The organism is Streptomyces sp. SID13666 (genome assembly GCF_010548325.1).
Lineage (GTDB): Bacteria > Actinomycetota > Actinomycetes > Streptomycetales > Streptomycetaceae > Actinacidiphila > Actinacidiphila fildesensis.
Genome location: NZ_JAAGLX010000002.1, coordinates 285,696 through 301,491, shown reverse-complemented (window position 1 = coordinate 301,491; position 15,796 = coordinate 285,696). Strand labels below are relative to the sequence as shown.

The window sequence follows — 15,796 nt, the reverse complement described above, 5'->3', positions numbered from 1 at the left end:
CGCTCTCCTTCAGCTGGTGTCGTGGCGGCCTCCTGCGCAGGCGATCGATCGTAACGATCGAAAAGCGATCGATATGATAGAGGCGTAGAGTGCGGTCAGTGTCGTGAGCGGATCGCACACGGCCGGCCATTGCTGCCGCGACCAGGGGGAATCCAATGCGGATGCACGTCGACCAGCGTCATGAACTGGTGCTGAAGCTCGTCCGCGAACGGGGCAGTATCCGGGTCGCCGACCTGGCCGCCGAGCTGGGCGTCTCCTCCGTCACGCTACGCCGGGACGTGGAGACGCTGGCCGAGCAGGGGCGGGTGCGCAGGCTGCACGGATCGGTCGTCTGGCCGCACGATCCGCAGGCCGCCGACCGGGCCGCGCCGAGCGCTCCCGCCGCCCCGGCCGGCGGCGGCCAGGGGCCCGTGATCGGCATGGTCGTGCCCACCACCGACTACTACTTCGCGGCCGTCGTCGCCGGCGCCCGCGAGGCCGCCGCCGCCCGCGGCGCGCGCCTGGTCATCGGCCTGTCGCAGTACCTGCCGCACGAGGACCGCGCGCAGGCCGCGCGGCTGCTGTCGACAGGCGCCGACGGGCTGCTGCTCACCCCGAGCTGGGGGCACGGCGTGCCGGAGCCCGGCCAGGAGGAGTGGATCGCGCAGCAGGGCGTCCCCGCCGTGCTGGTGGAGCGCTGGGCGCCGCTCGGCAGTCCGGCGGCGGCGCTGGACCGGGTGCGTACCGACCACGCGCACGGCGCCGCGCTCGCCGTGCGCCATCTGGCCTCGCTCGGGCACCGTACGGTCGCGCTGGCCGCCCAGGAGAGCCCGACCGCCGTGCAGTTGGCCATCGGGCACGCGGCCGCGGTCGAGGCGCTGGGACTCGACCCGGCCCCCCGGTCGCCGCTGGAACTCGAGCCGTCGCGCGACGAGTCCGACCGGTTCGACCGGACGTTGGAGTACCTGTGCGACGCGGTCGGCAAGCACGGGGTGACGGCGGCGCTGGTGCACAGCGACGCGGACGCCATCGTGCTCATCCCACGGCTGCAGGCGCGCGGTGTGCGGGTGCCCGAGGACCTGGCCCTGATCGCGTACGACGACGAGGTCGCGGGTCTCGCGGATCTGCCGCTGACGGCGGTCGCCCCGCCGAAGCGCGTGGTCGGGGCGCTCGCCGCCGACCTGCTGCTCGACCGGCTCGCGGAGCACTCCCAGGGGACCCCGGCGCAGCCGCGCCGGCATGTGGAGCTGCTGCCGGAGCTGCGGGTACGGCAGTCCTGCGGTGCGGCGGCCGGTAGCACGCTGAGCGAGTGATCGCAGTTATCTGATCGATATTCGATCTAGACGATCGAATCACTCATTCGCTCTTGACGGCGATCGATGTTGCGCAAATGATGGCCTGCATTCACCTCATCTGTCGGGGTCACCGTAGGAGCACGCGCAATGAAGCCCATCTCCCAGCCCACCTCCCGTACGACCCGTCTCGCGCTCGCGGCCGTTGTGGCCTCCCTCGCGCTGGCCACCACCGCCTGCGGTGGGGACAAGGCCGCGGCCGGCGGCGCCGCGCCGGACGCCAAGCCGGTCACCCTGACGTACTGGGGGTGGGCCAAGGGGGCCCAGGCGACCGTCGACGCGTTCAACAAGACCCACAAGGACATCCAGGTCAGGTACTCGGAGATCGCCGGGGGTCCGGACGGATACTCCAAGATCACCAACGCGGTCAAGGCCGGCAACGCCCCCGACGTGGCGGGGATCGAGTACACCCAGCTTCCGGAGTTCGCCAGCCAGGGACTGCTCGAGGACCTGACCGAGCAGGCCGGCGACACCGTCAAGCAGAAGTTCCCGGCCTCCATCCAGGACCTGGTGACCTTCGGCGGCAAGACCTGGGCCGTGCCCTACGACGTCGCGCCCCAGCTGTACTACTACCGCACGGACCTGTTCCAGAAGTACGGCATAGCCGTCCCCAAGACCTGGGCAGAGTTCAAGAACGCCGGCGAGAAGCTCCAGCAGGCCGACAAGAACGTGCACATCGCGTCCTGGCCCGACAACGACGCCGTGCTGCTCGCGGCCCTCGCCTGGCAGGGCGGCGGCAAGTGGTTCAGCACCGAGGGCGACGCCTGGAAGGTCGGCATCAACGACGCCGCGTCCCAGAAGGTCGCCTCCTACTGGCAGGGACTCGTCGACAGCGGCGTCGTCAACTCCATCCCGGCCGGCAGCGAGGACGAGACCAAGGCCAGGACCTCCGGCACCGTCGCCAGCTTCCTCGGTGCCTCCTGGAGCGCGGGCGGCATGACCGTCGCGATGCCGAAGCTGAGCGGCAAGTGGGGGATCGCCCCGCTGCCCACCTGGGACGGGAAGCCCGCCAGCGGCGGCTACGGCGGCACCACGTACGCCGTGCCGAAGGGCAGCAAGCACGTCAAGGAAGCGGCCGAGTTCTCCCGGTGGGTCACCACGGACGCCGCCGCCGTCACCGCCCGCCTCAGCTCGCTGACCTCGCCGAGCAGCGCCCTGCCCGCCAACGTCGAGATGCGTGACGTGGCCGCGAAGGCGTTCAAGGGCGGGGCCTACTACGCGGGCTTCGACGTCTACAAGATCGCCGGTGCGCAGGTCGACACCATCGTCCCGGGCTGGACGTTCGGCCCCGTGCAGATCGCGACCAACACCGCCATCACCGACGCGGCGGCCAAGGGAAACCTGACTCAGGGACTGACGGCAGGTCAGGCGTCCGCCGAGAAGGGCATCAAGGAGCGCGGGCTGAACCTGGTCAAGTGACCGCCGGGCCGGCGGGACCGCCCGCCGGCCCCGTCGTCCGGTCTCCGGCCACCCGCCGGGCACGCGCTGACGTGCCCGGCGGGCCCCACTCCCCACGACCCCGCTCCCAAGGAGTCCCCCGTGGCAGTACCACTCGCCCGGACCCCGCGCCGCCGCGCCGCCGCCCGACCGGGCCAACGCGGCGCCGTGACCGTGCTCCTGGTCCCGTTCTTCGCCCTGTTCGGCCTCGTGATGGTGGCGCCCATCGGCTACGCGGTGTGGATGAGCCTGTTCCAGGAACGCTCCTCCGGTCTCGGCTTCGGCGGCACCGAACGCGTCTTCTCGGGCCTGGGCAACTACTCCAGAGCCCTGTCCGACCCGGCGTTCCGTACCTCGTTCCTGCACATCGCCGTGTACTGCGTCGCCTACATCCCGGTGATGATCGGCGGCGCGCTCGTCCTCGCGCTGCTCCTGGACTCCGCCCTCAGCAGGGCGAAGCGCTTCCTGCAGCTCGCCCTCTTCCTGCCGCACGCGGTGCCCAGCATGATCGCGGCGATCATCTGGATCTACCTCTACACGCCGGGCCTCAGCCCGGTCACCGGCTGGATCGAGAGCCTCGGCGGCAACTGGGCCTTCTTCTCAGCCGACCACGCGCTCTCCTCGATGATCAATATCGCGGTGTGGCAGTGGATCGGCTACAACATGGTCATCTTCTACGCCGCGCTGCAGGCCGTCCCGCGCGAGACGCTGGAGGCGGCGGTGGTCGACGGGGCGGGCGAACTGCGGATCGCCTGGCAGATCAAGGTGCCGGTGATCCGCTCGTCCGTGGTGCTGACACTGCTGTTCACCTGCGTCGGCGCGGTCCAGCTCTTCAACGAGCCCAAGATCCTCTCCAGTCGGGCCTCCTCCCTCGGCTCGACCTGGTCACCGACGATGTACATCTTCAAAGCCGCCTTCGAACGCCATGACTACGGTCTGGCCGCCGCGTCCTCGCTGCTGCTGGCCCTGGCCGCCGCCGCACTCTCCTTCATCGTCACCAGGATCGGAAACCGGGGGAAGACGGCATGAACACCCTTGATCTCGACGGCCGCCAGGCCGTCCCCGGCACGCTTCCGGCCACCCCCGTTCGCGAAGCACCCGGGCCGGACCACCGCCCCACCGGACGCTCCCGGCGCCGGCGCCCCACCGGCGCCCTGCTGTCCCGGGCGGCAGTCAACGGCCTGCTCGCCGTCGCCGCCCTCTACACCCTGATGCCGCTGGCCTGGCTGCTGATCGCGGCGACCAAAAACCACGGCGATCTGTTCGGCACCGGCGGCTTCACCCTCGGCGCGTTCCACCTCTTCGACAACCTCCGGGCCGTGTTCACCGCCGACGGCGGCATCTACGGCCGCTGGCTGCTCAACAGCCTGCTGTACTCGCTCGTGGGCTCGCTCGTCTCGACCCTCATCTGCGTGGCCGCCGGATACGCCTTCGACAAGTACCACTTCGCGGGCAAGGACAAGCTCTTCGGTGTCGTCCTGGCGGGCATCCTCGTACCCGGCACCGTCATCTCGCTGCCCATGTACCTGCTCGCCTCCGAGGCCGGCCTGGTCAACACCTACTGGGCGGTGCTGATCCCGTCCCTGGTCAACCCGTTCGGGGTCTATCTGGCCCGGGTCTTCTCCGAGGGCTACATCCCGAACGAGGTGCTGGAAGCGGCCCGGATGGACGGCGCGAGCGAGCTGAAGACGTTCCGTACCGTCTCGCTGCCCATGCTGGCGCCGGGCTTCATGACCATCTTCCTGTTCTCGTTCACCGGCAGCTGGAACAGCTTCTACCTGCCGCTGATGATGCTCAACGACCAGCACCTCTACCCGGTCGGCCTGGGCATCTACAACTGGAACACCGTCGTCGTGAACAACCCCGAGTACTACAGCCTGGCGATCACCGGAGCCCTCGTCGCCGTAGTGCCTCTGATCGCCGTCTTCATCGGCCTGCAGCGCTTCTGGCGCTCCGGCCTCACCGCCGGAGCCGTCAAGTGAACCGTCCCCGCACCGTCCTGGCCATGAGCGCCGAGACCCGGGACTCCGTCCTCGACCCGGCCGCGCTGCGCCGGCTGGAACGCACCGTGCAGATCGACACCGGCCTGCTGGCCGTCGACTTCAGCCCCCGTGACACCGCGCTGACCAGGGCCCTGAGCGAAGCGGAAGTGCTGTTCACCGGCTGGGGCTGCCCGCCCCTGACGCGGCAGGCGCTCGCCGGGATGCCCCGGCTGCGCGCCGTCGTGCACGCGGCCGGCTCCGTCAAGGGCCATATGACGGAGGCGGCCTGGGAGCGCGGCATCACGGTGTCCACGGCCGCGGCCGCCAACGCGCTGCCGGTCGCCGAGTACACGCTCGCCGCCGTCCTGTTCGCCAACAAGCGCGTCCTGGCGGGCGCCGAGGCCTACCGGCGTACCCGCGACCGGGTCCGGTTGCTCGAACATTTTCCGACGGTCGGCAACTACCGCCGCACCATCGGCGTGGTCGGCGCTTCCGCCGTCGGCCGCCGCGTCATCGAACTCCTGCGGCCGTTCGATCTCACCGTCCTCGTCCACGACCCGTATCTCGAACCGTCGGAAGCGGCCCTTCTGGGCGCGACCCCGGTCGAGCTCGACGACCTGGTGCGGCGCAGCGACGTGGTCACCATCCACGCCCCCGAACTGCCCGAGACCCGGGACCTGTTCGACGCCACCAGGATCGCCCTGATGCGGGACGGCGCCACGCTCGTCAACACCGCACGCGGTTCGCTCGTCGACACCCAGGCGCTCACGGCCGAACTCGTCTCCGGCCGCCTGCACGCGGTCCTGGACATCACCGTCCCCGACGTCCTCCCGGCGGGCTCCCCGCTCTACGACCTGCCGAACGTCCTGCTGACCCCGCACATGGCCGGCTCGCTGGGCGGCGAACTGCGGCGGCTCGCCGACACGGCCATCGATGAACTGGAGCGGTACGCGCGGGGGTTGCCCTTCGCGCACCCGGTGCACGCCGCCGCACTCGTGCACTCCGCCTGATCCGTCTCGTCCGCCACCACCGGCCACGTACGTTCCGCCCGAGAGGAAACCCCGTTGTCCGAGCCGTCCCAGCCCGCATCCACGCCGGAGAAGGCGCGCCGTGTCCTGGTCGTCGGGATCGACGGTGTCCGTCACGACGTCCTCCTCGCGCTCCCGACCCCGCACATCGACGCGGTCGCGGCCGCCGGCTTCCTGGCCGCCGTCGAGGTCGCCGACGGCACGCCCACGATGTCGGGGCCGTGCTGGGCCACGATCACCACCGGGGTTACCGTCGACAAGCACGCGGTCTGGAGCAACGACTTCTCCGGGAACCGGCTCAGGGTCTTTCCCGACTTCGCCACCCGCCTCGCCCGGCAGGACGGCAGGCGCACGTATGTCGCCGCCGGCTGGGACCCGCTGGTCACCGTCGCGAACGGCGGGCCGCTCTTCGCGCACCCGTCCCGGCTGAGCTACAGCGCCCCGGCCGCCGACACTCCCCAGGCGTGGGAGGACTGCGACGAGCAGATCACCGAGGACGCCGTGCGGGTCCTCGGCACCGACGACCCCGAGGCCTCGTTCGTCTACCTCGGAGCCCCGGACGAGACCGCCCACTTCCTGGGCTGCGGGGCGGAGTACGAGCGGTCCGTCGTCCGGGCCGACGAGCGGCTGGGCCGCATACTGGCCGCCGTTCGCCACCGGGCCGGCTACGACGACGAGACCTGGACGGTGATCGTGGTGACCGACCACGGCCACGTCCGGGCCGGCGGCCACGGCGGTCGGTCGGGCGCGGAACGCACCGCCTGGGTGGCCTGCTCAGGACCGGACGTCACTGCGGGCCGCACCCCGGACCGGGTACGCCACGAGGACGTGGCGGCGCATGTGTACGCGGCCCTGGGGCGGACCGCCGACCGGCACTGGACGCTCGACGGACGTCCGTTCACCGCGGCGCCGCGCGCGGTGCTGTTCGACATGGACGGCACCCTCGTCGACACCGAATCCCTGTGGTGGCAGACGGTCGCGGCGCTCGCCCAGGAGCTCGGCCACGAACTCGGTGACGCGGACCTGCCGGCCGTCCTGGGCCGGAGCGTCCACGACACCGCCGCCCATCTGCACGACGTCACCGGCACCGGCCGCGAGCCGGCCGGGCTCGCCGCCGAACTCGACCGCCGGTTCCTCGTCGCCGTCCAGGAGCGGACCGTCGCACGGCCCGGTGCCGTCGAACTCCTCGACCTGCTGGAACGCGAGGGCGTTCCGGTCGGGTTGGTGTCGGCGTCGCCGCGAAGTGTCATGGACGCCGTACTGAAAACCCTGGGCGCGTACCGCTTCCAGGTCACCGTCGCCGAGGGCGAGACCCCCGCCACGAAGCCGGCCCCCGATCCGTATCTCGCCGCCGCCGGGTCACTCGGCGTGCCGCCCGCCGCCTGCGTCGCGGTGGAGGACACCCCGGTCGGGGTGGCCTCGGCGGAGGCCGCGGGCTGCGTCGTGCTCGCGGTGCCGTCGCTCGCACCCATCCCCGCGGCGCCCGGCCGGACGGTGCGCGGCAGCCTGGAAGGGATCGACCTCGACTGGCTGAGGACGCTCGTCGCCGCGGGGAACGCGTCAGGACCCCTCAGGCAGGGTGGTTGAAGTAGCGGTCACCCTTCTCGATGAGATGGGACGAGTAGATCCAGCCCAGAGCGGGCTTGCCGCGGAAGAGTCCGACGTAGTGCCGGGCGGTGTCGACCACGACGGGCCGGGCGAAGCAGGCGAACTGGTTGCGCTGCTTCTCCTCCGCCCACGCCATCGCGGCCGGATCGACGCGCTCGCTGACGAGGACGGGGAAGACGGCGACCCCGGTCTGCATCCCCACGGGGAGGCCGCCCTTGTTCTTCTTGGCGAAGCTCAGGGTCTGCGTGGTGAACGTGTCGATGGTGGCCGCGGTTATCTCGGGGACGGCCGCGGCGATCGTGAACACATGCAGATTGGTGGCCATCCAGCGCAGCCGGAAGTCGGACCGCCGGCCGACCAGCACGCGGACACCGGACCAGTCCTGCCACTGCGGGTTGCAGCCGTCGGCCGTCAGCCGGCTTTCCACCGCGGCCAGATAGTTTCGTGGTGACTCTTCGCTCATGGACGCGATTGTCCCCGGAACCGCCGCCCCCGTGAAGATCCCGGGAGGGACGGACCCGAAGCGGGTCCGCCCCTCCGTACGACCGGGCGGGCTCCGCCCGTTACACGGAGGACGAGGCGGGAACCTCGGACCGCGCGGGGGTCACGGAACCGGTGTCGTTGCCGTCGTGCGAGCCGGAGGCGAGGACCGCCGCGGCGGGCGCGACAGCCGTCACGGTGTTGTTGGCGGCGATCCGCCCGAACAGCGCGTCGAGCGACCAGCGGCCCGGGCCGGCGACGACGATCAGCAGAAACGTCCAGGCGTACAGCGCGGCCGGCTCGCCGCCGTTCTGGATCGGCCACAGGGCGTGCTGCTGGTGCTCGGTGAAGTACGCGTAGGCCATCGAGCCGGAGCAGATCAGCGCGGCGTACCGGGTCCCGAGGCCGAGCATCACCAGCCCGCCGCCGACGAACTGGATCACCGCCGCGTACCAGCCGGGCCACGTACCGGCAGCGACGGTCCCGCCGCCGAACGCACCACCGAGGACACCGAAGAGCGAAGCGGCGCCATGGCACGCGAAGAGCAACCCGACGACGATCCGGAACAGCGACAGCACCTGCTCCTGCGCGAGGGCGGCCGACGTCCGTGAAGTGGAGAAACGCATGGGGGGTCTCCTACGGCAGAAAGGGAGGTACCGATGCGGGAAGAGTAGGAAGATTGGTTGAAGCCGGGCTTAAATCCCGTGCGGCACCCGTGTGTCGCCGACCGCGGTACAGCCGAATGGCGGAACGGCGTGTTGACGCCCACGGCATGCCACCCCACCGCCAAGGGCGCGGGGGCACGGCTCAGTGCGGGAACGTACGCGGCGGCCGCTGCCGGGGCAGGTCGTCGCGGAACTCCGCTATTCGGCTGCTGATCTGACGCACGAGCTGGGTGTCCTCGATGCGGTCGAGGTAGCGGGAACGGCGGGCGACACCGTCCAGATCGAACGAGAAGTACAGGGTCATGAGGGGGTTGATGAAGAGTTCGGAACGCCCGGTGCGGTCGGTGAACCGCACATCGCCGAACTCCCCTCGTACCGCCGCGGCGATCGAGCCGTTGACGATGCTCGGGTGCACGGCGGTCTCCGCCTGGGCATGGGCCACCGCGTCCAGGTACAGGGCGCCCTCGGGGGTGTCCCGGGGGACGGACAGCGCCCCGAGATACGCGCCGTCGCGGTCGAGAGCGGCGATGTTCTCCAACACGTGGGAGTGGTTCACCCCGTGGTACGCGTCGATGCCGAAGCCCAGGCACACGACGAGCCGGTTCGGTACCTCGAGTCCGTGCACGGCCGCGAGGCTCGCCATGTCCTCCTCCGGCGTGCCGAGCCCCGACTCGTCGCCGCGCATGAGGATGTCCGTGCCCCCGTCGACCAGCACGATCGCATCCACGGCGAGGTGGCCGACCAGCGCCTCGTAAGCCGCCCGCAGCGGCTGCACCCCGATCGACGGGAAGGCGTACACGATCTCCGGCATGCCCTGCCGCCGCAGCCAGCGCGCCAGCGTCCGCTCGGGAAAGTACTCCGCGGCGGACACGGTGTCCGGCCCGATCTCGGCGACGTCCGGCGCGAGCCACACCTCGGAGTCGAGCCCGTGGAGATCGCTGAACGAGAAGTTCGCCAGGTGGACGTCCTTGCCCTGGGCCCGGAGCGCCAGCGCCAGCGGCAGACCAGCGTACACATCGAAGCCACCGCCCGCGCCGGCGATGAGCACCCGGCGGGCCGGTCCGAGGCGTGCGAAAAGGGGCGGTACGGCAAAAGAGGACATGGCAGGGGATCGTACCGGGGTAGCCGGAACCCGGAGGTGCTGTGGTGTATCCCTTGGCGTGGAGGACGGATCCGACGCTGCCCGGACGCCGTCCCCGCATCACCCGAAGGGAGCCGCCGCCGTGGCCACTGTCCTGCGCGATGCCTGGAAGACCCTGGTCCCTGATCTCGACCGCCGGCATGGGCCGCTGCCACCGCTGCTCCTCGCGCTGACCGTCGTCACCGGGCTCGTCGACGCCTTCAGCTATCTGGTGCTGGGACATGTCTTCGTGGCCAACATGACGGGCAACGTCGTCTTCATGGCCTTCTCACTGGCCGGTGCCGAGGGTTTCTCCCTGATGGCCTCGCTGGTGTCGCTCGCCTCCTTCGTCGTGGGGGCGGTGATCGGCGGGCGGAGCGCCAACCGCTTTCCGGACCACCGCGCACGACTGCTGCTCGCGGCGACCGCCCTCGAAGGCGTCCTCGTCCTGGCGGCCTACCTCAGCAGCGAACTGACCGCCGATCCACCGTCCACGGCCGCCCGCTATCTGCTCATCGTTCTGCTCGGCCTGGCCATGGGCGGGCAGAACGCCGCCGCCCGCCGGCTGGGCGTCCCCGATCTCACCACCACGGTCCTGACGCAGACCATCACCGGTATCGCCGCCGACGGGCGGCTCGCGGGAGGCACCGCCGGCAAGACCGGCACCCGTGCCCTGTCGGCGATCGCGATGTTCCTGGGAGCCCTGGCCGGCGGGCTGCTCATCCACAACTCCGACCCGGCGCTGCCGCTGCTGATCGCCGTTCTGACACTGGCGGCGATGGTCGCGGTGGCGGCTCTCCAGGTCCGCTCCACGCGGCCCTGGATCGCCGCCTGACGCCACTGCGCGTCCGCTACGCGTGCGGAGGCGGTGTCACTCCGTGCCGTGCACCGGCCGCCAGAGCGGGTACATCGCCTCGGGGTCGAAGGGCAGGGCCAGTGGCTCGCCGAGATCGGTGTAGCCGTGCCGCAGGTAGAGCTTGCGGCTGGCGGGGCTGGTCGCCTCCAGATAGGACGGGCGGCCGGCCCGGTCGAGCGTCTCGTGGTGCAGCCGGAGCAGCAGCGAGCCGATGCCGTTGCCCTGCAGGTCCGGGTGGACGACCAGGAACGCCAGGTGCTCGTAGTCGCCGAGATCGGTGGGATGGGCGCGCTCCATGGCCTCATCGAGCTCGTGGAACCGCCCGACGTGCTCCTGGCACGCGGCCGACAGCAGCTCGTCGTAGCCCTCGATGGCGGGGGAGGGCTCCGGGAGCCAGACCGCGGCGGCCCGCAGATCGTCGGTTACATGGACCGTGCCGTGGCGCAGCGCGTGTCCGACGAGTATCCGGAAGAAGTGCGGGAAGATCGCCGGGTGCCGTTCGCGCACGGGGACCAGCCAACTGTGCAGCGGCAGTTCGTCGAAGACGGTCGCCAGGAGCCGGGCGACGGTCTCCTCCTCGGCGATGACGGCCTGTCGGACGGATATCCCGGTCACGCGCGCACTCCTATGGTCGGCTTCTGGCGGCCGGCCCAGATCCTATCCGCCGTCCGTCGGCAACCGGTCATCGACCAGGGCGACTTCCCCGTCCGCCCCGGGCCGGCGGGGGAGGGCCGGTGCCGATTCCGTAGACTCCGGTTTCGGAACGGGGCCGCCGTAGCGGCCGCCGCACAGCCGCTGGGCGGGACGACGTACGCCTGAGTCCATGAATGCGAGGCAGACCGATGACCGCCGATCAGCACCCGCACCCCCACACGCCCGGCACCACGGGTTCGGAGACCGCCGATTCTGTCGACGAGGCGCATGCCGTCCGGTCGTCGGTCCGCCGGGACGCGCGGGGCATGGTGCATCACGAGGCCGAGGAAGCGCTGGAGAAGGCCCGGTCCGAGGAGGACGGCGGGGAGCACGGTGAGGACGGCGAGGACGGTCCCATCAGCCCGGCGGTCGAGGAGTGGGAGCGCATCGTCGATCTGCTCACCACGCACGCCGGCCCCTACGACCCGGACTCCGATCCGTTCGTGCAGGGCGAACTGACCGCGCACGCCAACCGGGCAGCGGCCCGGCGGACCGAAGGCAACGGCAACACCAACGGCACCGACGGCACGGACACCGGCGAAGCCGGCGCCGATGACGCCAGGGACACCCTGTTGCGCGCGCTGGCCCGTACCGGGGTACGGGACGGAGCCGGCAGCGAGGACGAGTCCGTGGTGTCCCGGATCGTCCAGGCCGACCCGGCCGCCGCGCTCGCCGTGAGCCGCTGGCTCGACGCCGCCTTCGCCTCCGGCCGCGCCCGGACCGAGGACTGAGGACCGGCCTTCTCCGGAGCCCCACGCGTTTCCCCGAGCCGTGGCCGGTTGTCCGTCCGCCCGGGACCGGGCGCCGGGGTCCGGTGCGGAGCTCAGGGGGAGGAGACTGCACCAATGACAGTTCAACGCCGCCCGCTGGGCACCGGACCGCTCCCCGACACCGATCCGGACGAGGGGCGGGCCCAACGGGCGATGACGCCCGCCGAACGCGCGGCCGCGGAAGCGGCGAGAGCGGCGGTGGAGGAGCAGCTTCCGGCGGAACCGGCGTCCGTGAGGCGCCCACTGGGCGACGGCTCGCAGCCGGACGCCTGATCCCGGGCCGCCGCCCCCGAAACCCCTGACGCATCGGCCGGCCGTCAGGGGCCGGGCGGCGTGGCGGCCTGGAGTCGTCCGGGTAGGGACTGTTCTCGCGCGGGCTCCGCGGATCACCGGGCTCCGGATCGCCGAGCCTCGGATCGCCGGGCCCCGGACCGCCCGAGCCCCGGATCACCTGGTTCCGGTCATCCGGGTTCCGGATCACCCTCCGCGCCGTCGCCGTGCTGCTCGTACCAGCGCCGGATCCGTTCCATCTTCCAGATCACCGCCCGGTCGATCTCCTCCGCGCTCAGCCCCGTGGCGGCCGACAGGGTGTCAGGACCGATGAGGTCCTCGGGGCGGCCCTGCAGCGCGCGGCTGATCTTTCCCGCCCACAACTCCTCGGCCACGAACGGGCGCCTCCGGTACTCGTCCCGCAGTGCGGTCAGGTGCTCGGGCGAGCAGACGACGATCAGCCGCTTCCCGTCCTTGCCCGGATCCCGGGCATGCACCGCCGAGGAGTCCGGCACCAGATCGAGGCGGCCCTGCGCACCGATGCGCTGGCCACAGAGGTCGCAGATGTCCGGGAACGGTGCGGGCTCGTCCGATGGCATACCCAAGGGCTACCCCGAAGTAGCGCGCCGATAGCGGCCCACCCGCCGGCGCGGGGTGGTCACGGGGGCGCTCGTCGCGGGCCGGGCTCCCAGCGCCCACGCGGCCCGGAATCCCCACTCTAGAGACATGGGATGTCTCAGTCCAGCCCACCCCTGCCTCAATGGAGACAACCGCGCTTCCTTTTGTTCAAGATGGCATCGCACAAGCGATATTGGCCACTTGCCTTGGGGTTCGAGGGCGACGTAGAGTCCGAGCGAAAGTCGAGACATCGGATGTCTTCCAGGCCCCGGTTCTCCACTGCCCGCGCTCCACACCCCGGCGATCAGAGAGAAAAGCTCCGTGAAACTGCTGCGCTTCGGCGCCTCCGGCCATGAGCGGCCGGGCGTCCTCACCGACGAAGGTGCGGTGCTCGACCTGTCGGCGCTCACCTCCGACATCGACGGGGCGTTCCTCGCCTCCGGCGGTCCTGACCGGGTCCGGACCGCGCTCGCCGCGGGCACCCTGCCCGTCGTGGACGTCACGGGGCTGCGGGTGGGTGCCCCCGTCGCGCGCCCCGGCAAGGTGGTCTGCGTCGGCCTCAACTACCGCGGTCACGCCGAGGAGACCGGCGCGGCCATCCCGCCGCGACCCGTGGTCTTCATGAAGGATCCGGGCACGGTGGTCGGGCCGTACGACGAGGTACTGATCCCGCGCGGATCGTCGAAGACCGACTGGGAGGTCGAGCTCGCGGTCGTCATCGGCAGCCGGGCCCGCTATCTGGAATCGCCGCTGCACGCTCTCGACGCCGTCGGCGGATACGCGGTCAGCAACGACGTCTCGGAGCGCGAGTTCCAGCTGGAGTTCTCCCCGCAGTGGGACCTCGGCAAGTCCTGCGAGACGTTCAATCCGCTGGGTCCCTGTCTGGTGACGCCGGACGAGGCCGGCGACCCGCAGAAGCTCGGCCTGCGGCTGTCGGTCAACGGCACGCAGCGGCAGAACAGCGCGACCGGCGACATGATCTTCGACGTGGCGTATCTCGTCTGGTACCTGAGTCAGTACATGGTCCTGGAGCCCGGCGACGTCATCAACACCGGCACTCCGGCGGGGGTCGCCCTCGGCCTGCCGGGGACCCCGTACCTGCGCCCCGGCGACACCGTGGAACTCGCCATCGACGGTCTCGGCGCGCAGCGTCAGACGTTCGCCCAAGCGTGAGAGGCCCGTTCATGACGCCGACCACCGCCCGGATCACCGCGGTCGACACGTACGACATCCGGTTCCCCACCTCGCGTGAGCTGGACGGCTCGGACGCGATGAACCCGGATCCCGACTACTCCGCCGCGTACCTGATCCTGCGCACCGACGCCGGTGACGGGCTGGAGGGCCACGGGTTCACCTTCACCATCGGGCGGGGCAACGACGTGCAGGTCGCCGCGATCGACGCGTTGCGCGGGCACATCGTCGGCCGGCCCCTCGACGCCCTGTGCGCCGACCCGGGATCATTGAACCGCGACCTGATCGGGGACAGCCAACTGCGCTGGCTCGGCCCGGAGAAGGGCGTCATGCATATGGCGATCGGCGCCGTCGTCAACGCGGTGTGGGACCTCGCCGCGAAGCGCGCGGACAAGCCGCTGTGGAAGCTGCTGTCCGACGCCGACCCAGAGTGGCTCGTCTCCCAGGTCGATTTCCGCTACATCGCCGATGTCCTCACCCGTGAGGAGGCGCTCGGCCTGCTGCGCCGGGCCGCGCCGGACCGGGCCGCGCGTGAGGCGGACCTGCTGCGACGCGGCTACCCCGGATACACCACCTCGCCCGGCTGGCTCGGCTACTCCGACGAGAAGCTGACGCGGCTCGCGCGGCAGGCCGTCGCCGACGGTTTCAGCCAGATCAAGCTGAAGGTCGGCGCCAACCTCGGTGACGACATCCGGCGGCTGCGGGCCGCCCGTGCCGCCGTCGGTCCCGACTTCCGGATCGCCATCGACGCGAACCAGCGGTGGAACGTGGGCGAGGCCATCGAGTGGACGAAGGCGCTGACCGAGTTCGACCCGTACTGGGTCGAGGAGCCCACCAGCCCCGACGACATCCTCGGCCACGCGGCGGTGCGCGGCGCGGTGGCGCCGGTCAAGGTCGCCACCGGGGAGCACGTCCAGAACCGCATCGTCTTCAAGCAGCTGCTGCAGGCGGAGGCGATCGACATCCTGCAGATCGACGCTGCCCGGGTCGGCGGCGTCAACGAGAATCTCGCGATCCTGCTGCTCGCGGCGAAGTTCGGGATCCCGGTGTGCCCACACGCCGGCGGGGTCGGACTCTGCGAGTTGGTGCAGCACCTTTCGATGTTCGACTACGTCGCGCTGTCCGGTACGACCGAGGACCGGGTCATCGAGTACGTCGACCATCTGCACGGGCACTTCGAGAACCCGGTCGTCATGCGGCGCGGGCACTATGCCGCGCCGCTGGCACCCGGATTCTCCGCCGAGATGCTTGCCACGTCGATCGAGGAGTACACCTATCCGGACGGATCCTTCTGGGCCGCCGATCTCGTCGGTCGGGAGACCGCGGCATGAGTGACCTTTCCGTCGGGAACAGACACAGCCGGGAAGAGACACGGAACGGGCCCCAGCAGGATCAGGCCTGACCACGAACAGGCACGGAGGGAGACCCGCCATGAGAGTCGCGCTGCACACGAAGGTCCGCGAGGACCGCATCGAGGAGTACGAGGCCGCGCACCGGCAGGTGCCGGAGGAACTGGTCACCGCGATCCGCGCGGCCGGTGCCACCTCATGGACGATCTGGCGCAGTGGCACCGACCTCTTCCATGTCCTGGAGGTCGAGGACTACGCGGCGATGATCGCCGAACTGGCCAAGCTCCCGGTCAACGTTGCCTGGCAGGCCCGGATGGGTGAGCTGACGGAGATCGCGCACGACTACTCGGCGGGCGGCTCCGACGCGTCGCTGCCCGTGGTGTGGGAGCTGTGACCCG

General features: G+C 70.9%; 17 protein-coding genes. 12 read left to right on the top strand and 5 right to left on the bottom strand.

Annotated elements, in window-relative coordinates:
* Positions 1 to 155 precede the first annotated feature (155 nt).
* The 6 genes from G3I60_RS06220 (at position 156) to G3I60_RS06195 (ending at position 7,365) form a co-directional block, all read left to right on the top strand.
* Positions 156 to 1,292 carry a substrate-binding domain-containing protein gene (locus G3I60_RS06220; protein WP_164606765.1) on the top strand — a complete coding sequence of 379 codons (1,137 nt, stop codon included), beginning with the start codon at positions 156 to 158 and terminating at the stop codon, positions 1,290 to 1,292.
* 129 nt (positions 1,293 to 1,421) lie between these two features.
* Positions 1,422 to 2,750: a sugar ABC transporter substrate-binding protein gene (locus G3I60_RS06215; RefSeq protein ID WP_164293921.1), complete on the top strand. Its 1,329-nt coding sequence runs from the start codon at positions 1,422 to 1,424 to the stop codon at positions 2,748 to 2,750.
* Positions 2,751 to 2,870: 120 nt separating this feature from the next.
* Complete coding sequence (locus G3I60_RS06210; RefSeq protein WP_269288327.1) at positions 2,871 to 3,797, top strand: carbohydrate ABC transporter permease; 927 nt, start codon at positions 2,871 to 2,873, stop codon at positions 3,795 to 3,797.
* 182 nt (positions 3,798 to 3,979) lie between these two features.
* On the top strand, positions 3,980 to 4,750 hold the full coding sequence (locus tag G3I60_RS06205; protein ID WP_239069595.1) for a carbohydrate ABC transporter permease: 771 nt from the start codon (positions 3,980 to 3,982) through the stop codon (positions 4,748 to 4,750).
* A 23-nt stretch (positions 4,751 to 4,773) separates the two neighbouring features.
* Positions 4,774 to 5,760, top strand: a complete 987-nt coding sequence (locus G3I60_RS06200) for a hydroxyacid dehydrogenase (protein ID WP_164293919.1) — start codon at positions 4,774 to 4,776, stop codon at positions 5,758 to 5,760.
* A gap of 54 nt (positions 5,761 to 5,814) precedes the next feature.
* The gene (locus tag G3I60_RS06195) at positions 5,815 to 7,365 is read left to right on the top strand and encodes an HAD-IA family hydrolase (protein WP_164293918.1); all 1,551 of its coding nucleotides are present in this window, start codon (positions 5,815 to 5,817) and stop codon (positions 7,363 to 7,365) included.
* Here G3I60_RS06195 and G3I60_RS06190 read toward each other — a convergent pair.
* The 3 genes from G3I60_RS06190 to G3I60_RS06180 all read right to left on the bottom strand — a co-directional run bounded on the left by G3I60_RS06190 (position 7,349) and on the right by G3I60_RS06180 (position 9,633).
* Complete coding sequence (locus G3I60_RS06190; protein WP_138355649.1) at positions 7,349 to 7,849, bottom strand: levansucrase; 501 nt, start codon at positions 7,847 to 7,849, stop codon at positions 7,349 to 7,351. The genes G3I60_RS06195 and G3I60_RS06190 overlap by 17 nt on opposite strands.
* 100 nt (positions 7,850 to 7,949) lie before the next feature.
* Positions 7,950 to 8,492, bottom strand: coding sequence for a DoxX family protein (locus G3I60_RS06185; RefSeq protein ID WP_164293917.1), 543 nt, complete (start codon positions 8,490 to 8,492; stop codon positions 7,950 to 7,952).
* A gap of 181 nt (positions 8,493 to 8,673) precedes the next feature.
* Complete coding sequence (locus G3I60_RS06180; protein WP_164293916.1) at positions 8,674 to 9,633, bottom strand: DUF1152 domain-containing protein; 960 nt, start codon at positions 9,631 to 9,633, stop codon at positions 8,674 to 8,676.
* 121 nt (positions 9,634 to 9,754) lie between these two features.
* On the opposite strand from G3I60_RS06180, the gene G3I60_RS06175 reads away from it, so the two are divergent.
* Positions 9,755 to 10,486 carry a YoaK family protein gene (locus G3I60_RS06175; RefSeq protein ID WP_164606763.1) on the top strand — a complete coding sequence of 244 codons (732 nt, stop codon included), beginning with the start codon at positions 9,755 to 9,757 and terminating at the stop codon, positions 10,484 to 10,486.
* A gap of 36 nt (positions 10,487 to 10,522) precedes the next feature.
* Here the strand turns inward: G3I60_RS06175 and G3I60_RS46710 are convergent, their stop codons facing one another.
* Positions 10,523 to 11,122: an N-acetyltransferase gene (locus G3I60_RS46710; RefSeq protein WP_138355653.1), complete on the bottom strand. Its 600-nt coding sequence runs from the start codon at positions 11,120 to 11,122 to the stop codon at positions 10,523 to 10,525.
* Positions 11,123 to 11,349: 227 nt separating this feature from the next.
* Between G3I60_RS46710 and G3I60_RS06165 the strand changes: the two genes are divergently transcribed.
* Positions 11,350 to 11,931: a hypothetical protein gene (locus tag G3I60_RS06165; protein ID WP_164293914.1), complete on the top strand. Its 582-nt coding sequence runs from the start codon at positions 11,350 to 11,352 to the stop codon at positions 11,929 to 11,931.
* 114 nt (positions 11,932 to 12,045) lie between these two features.
* On the top strand, positions 12,046 to 12,243 hold the full coding sequence (locus G3I60_RS06160; RefSeq protein ID WP_138355655.1) for a hypothetical protein: 198 nt from the start codon (positions 12,046 to 12,048) through the stop codon (positions 12,241 to 12,243).
* Between the two features lie 188 nt (positions 12,244 to 12,431).
* On the opposite strand, the gene G3I60_RS06155 is transcribed toward G3I60_RS06160, so the two are convergent.
* The gene (locus tag G3I60_RS06155; protein WP_239069567.1) at positions 12,432 to 12,839 is read right to left on the bottom strand and encodes a hypothetical protein; all 408 of its coding nucleotides are present in this window, start codon (positions 12,837 to 12,839) and stop codon (positions 12,432 to 12,434) included.
* 340 nt (positions 12,840 to 13,179) lie between these two features.
* Here G3I60_RS06155 and G3I60_RS06150 point away from each other — a divergent pair, with 340 nt between their 5' ends.
* The 3 genes from G3I60_RS06150 (at position 13,180) to G3I60_RS06140 (ending at position 15,792) form a co-directional block, all read left to right on the top strand.
* Entirely contained in the window at positions 13,180 to 14,031 is an 852-nt protein-coding gene (locus G3I60_RS06150; protein WP_164293913.1) for a fumarylacetoacetate hydrolase family protein, read from the top strand.
* A gap of 11 nt (positions 14,032 to 14,042) precedes the next feature.
* Positions 14,043 to 15,380 (top strand): enolase C-terminal domain-like protein, encoded by a 1,338-nt coding sequence (locus G3I60_RS06145; protein ID WP_164293912.1) that lies wholly within the window; start codon positions 14,043 to 14,045, stop codon positions 15,378 to 15,380.
* Between the two features lie 100 nt (positions 15,381 to 15,480).
* A complete protein-coding gene (locus tag G3I60_RS06140; protein WP_138355658.1) occupies positions 15,481 to 15,792 on the top strand; it encodes an L-rhamnose mutarotase in 312 nt (103 codons plus the stop codon).
* Positions 15,793 to 15,796: the final 4 nt, after the last annotated feature.

What these genes read in the sequence shown, in the direction of transcription:
- G3I60_RS06165 (WP_164293914.1), top strand. Translation starts at nt 11,350, where the DNA reads ATGACCGCCGATCAGCACCCGCACCCCCACACGCCCGGCACCACGGGT.
- G3I60_RS06160 (WP_138355655.1), top strand. Translation starts at nt 12,046, where the DNA reads ATGACAGTTCAACGCCGCCCGCTGGGCACCGGACCGCTCCCCGACACC.
- G3I60_RS06145 (WP_164293912.1), top strand. Translation starts at nt 14,043, where the DNA reads ATGACGCCGACCACCGCCCGGATCACCGCGGTCGACACGTACGACATC.
- G3I60_RS06185 (WP_164293917.1), bottom strand. Translation starts at nt 8,492, where the DNA reads ATGCGTTTCTCCACTTCACGGACGTCGGCCGCCCTCGCGCAGGAGCAG.
- G3I60_RS06180 (WP_164293916.1), bottom strand. Translation starts at nt 9,633, where the DNA reads ATGTCCTCTTTTGCCGTACCGCCCCTTTTCGCACGCCTCGGACCGGCC.
- G3I60_RS06200 (WP_164293919.1), top strand. Translation starts at nt 4,774, where the DNA reads ATGAGCGCCGAGACCCGGGACTCCGTCCTCGACCCGGCCGCGCTGCGC.
- G3I60_RS06190 (WP_138355649.1), bottom strand. Translation starts at nt 7,849, where the DNA reads ATGAGCGAAGAGTCACCACGAAACTATCTGGCCGCGGTGGAAAGCCGG.
- G3I60_RS06205 (WP_239069595.1), top strand. Translation starts at nt 3,980, where the DNA reads ATGCCGCTGGCCTGGCTGCTGATCGCGGCGACCAAAAACCACGGCGAT.
- G3I60_RS06155 (WP_239069567.1), bottom strand. Translation starts at nt 12,839, where the DNA reads ATGCCATCGGACGAGCCCGCACCGTTCCCGGACATCTGCGACCTCTGT.
- G3I60_RS06215 (WP_164293921.1), top strand. Translation starts at nt 1,422, where the DNA reads ATGAAGCCCATCTCCCAGCCCACCTCCCGTACGACCCGTCTCGCGCTC.
- G3I60_RS06220 (WP_164606765.1), top strand. Translation starts at nt 156, where the DNA reads ATGCGGATGCACGTCGACCAGCGTCATGAACTGGTGCTGAAGCTCGTC.
- G3I60_RS06140 (WP_138355658.1), top strand. Translation starts at nt 15,481, where the DNA reads ATGAGAGTCGCGCTGCACACGAAGGTCCGCGAGGACCGCATCGAGGAG.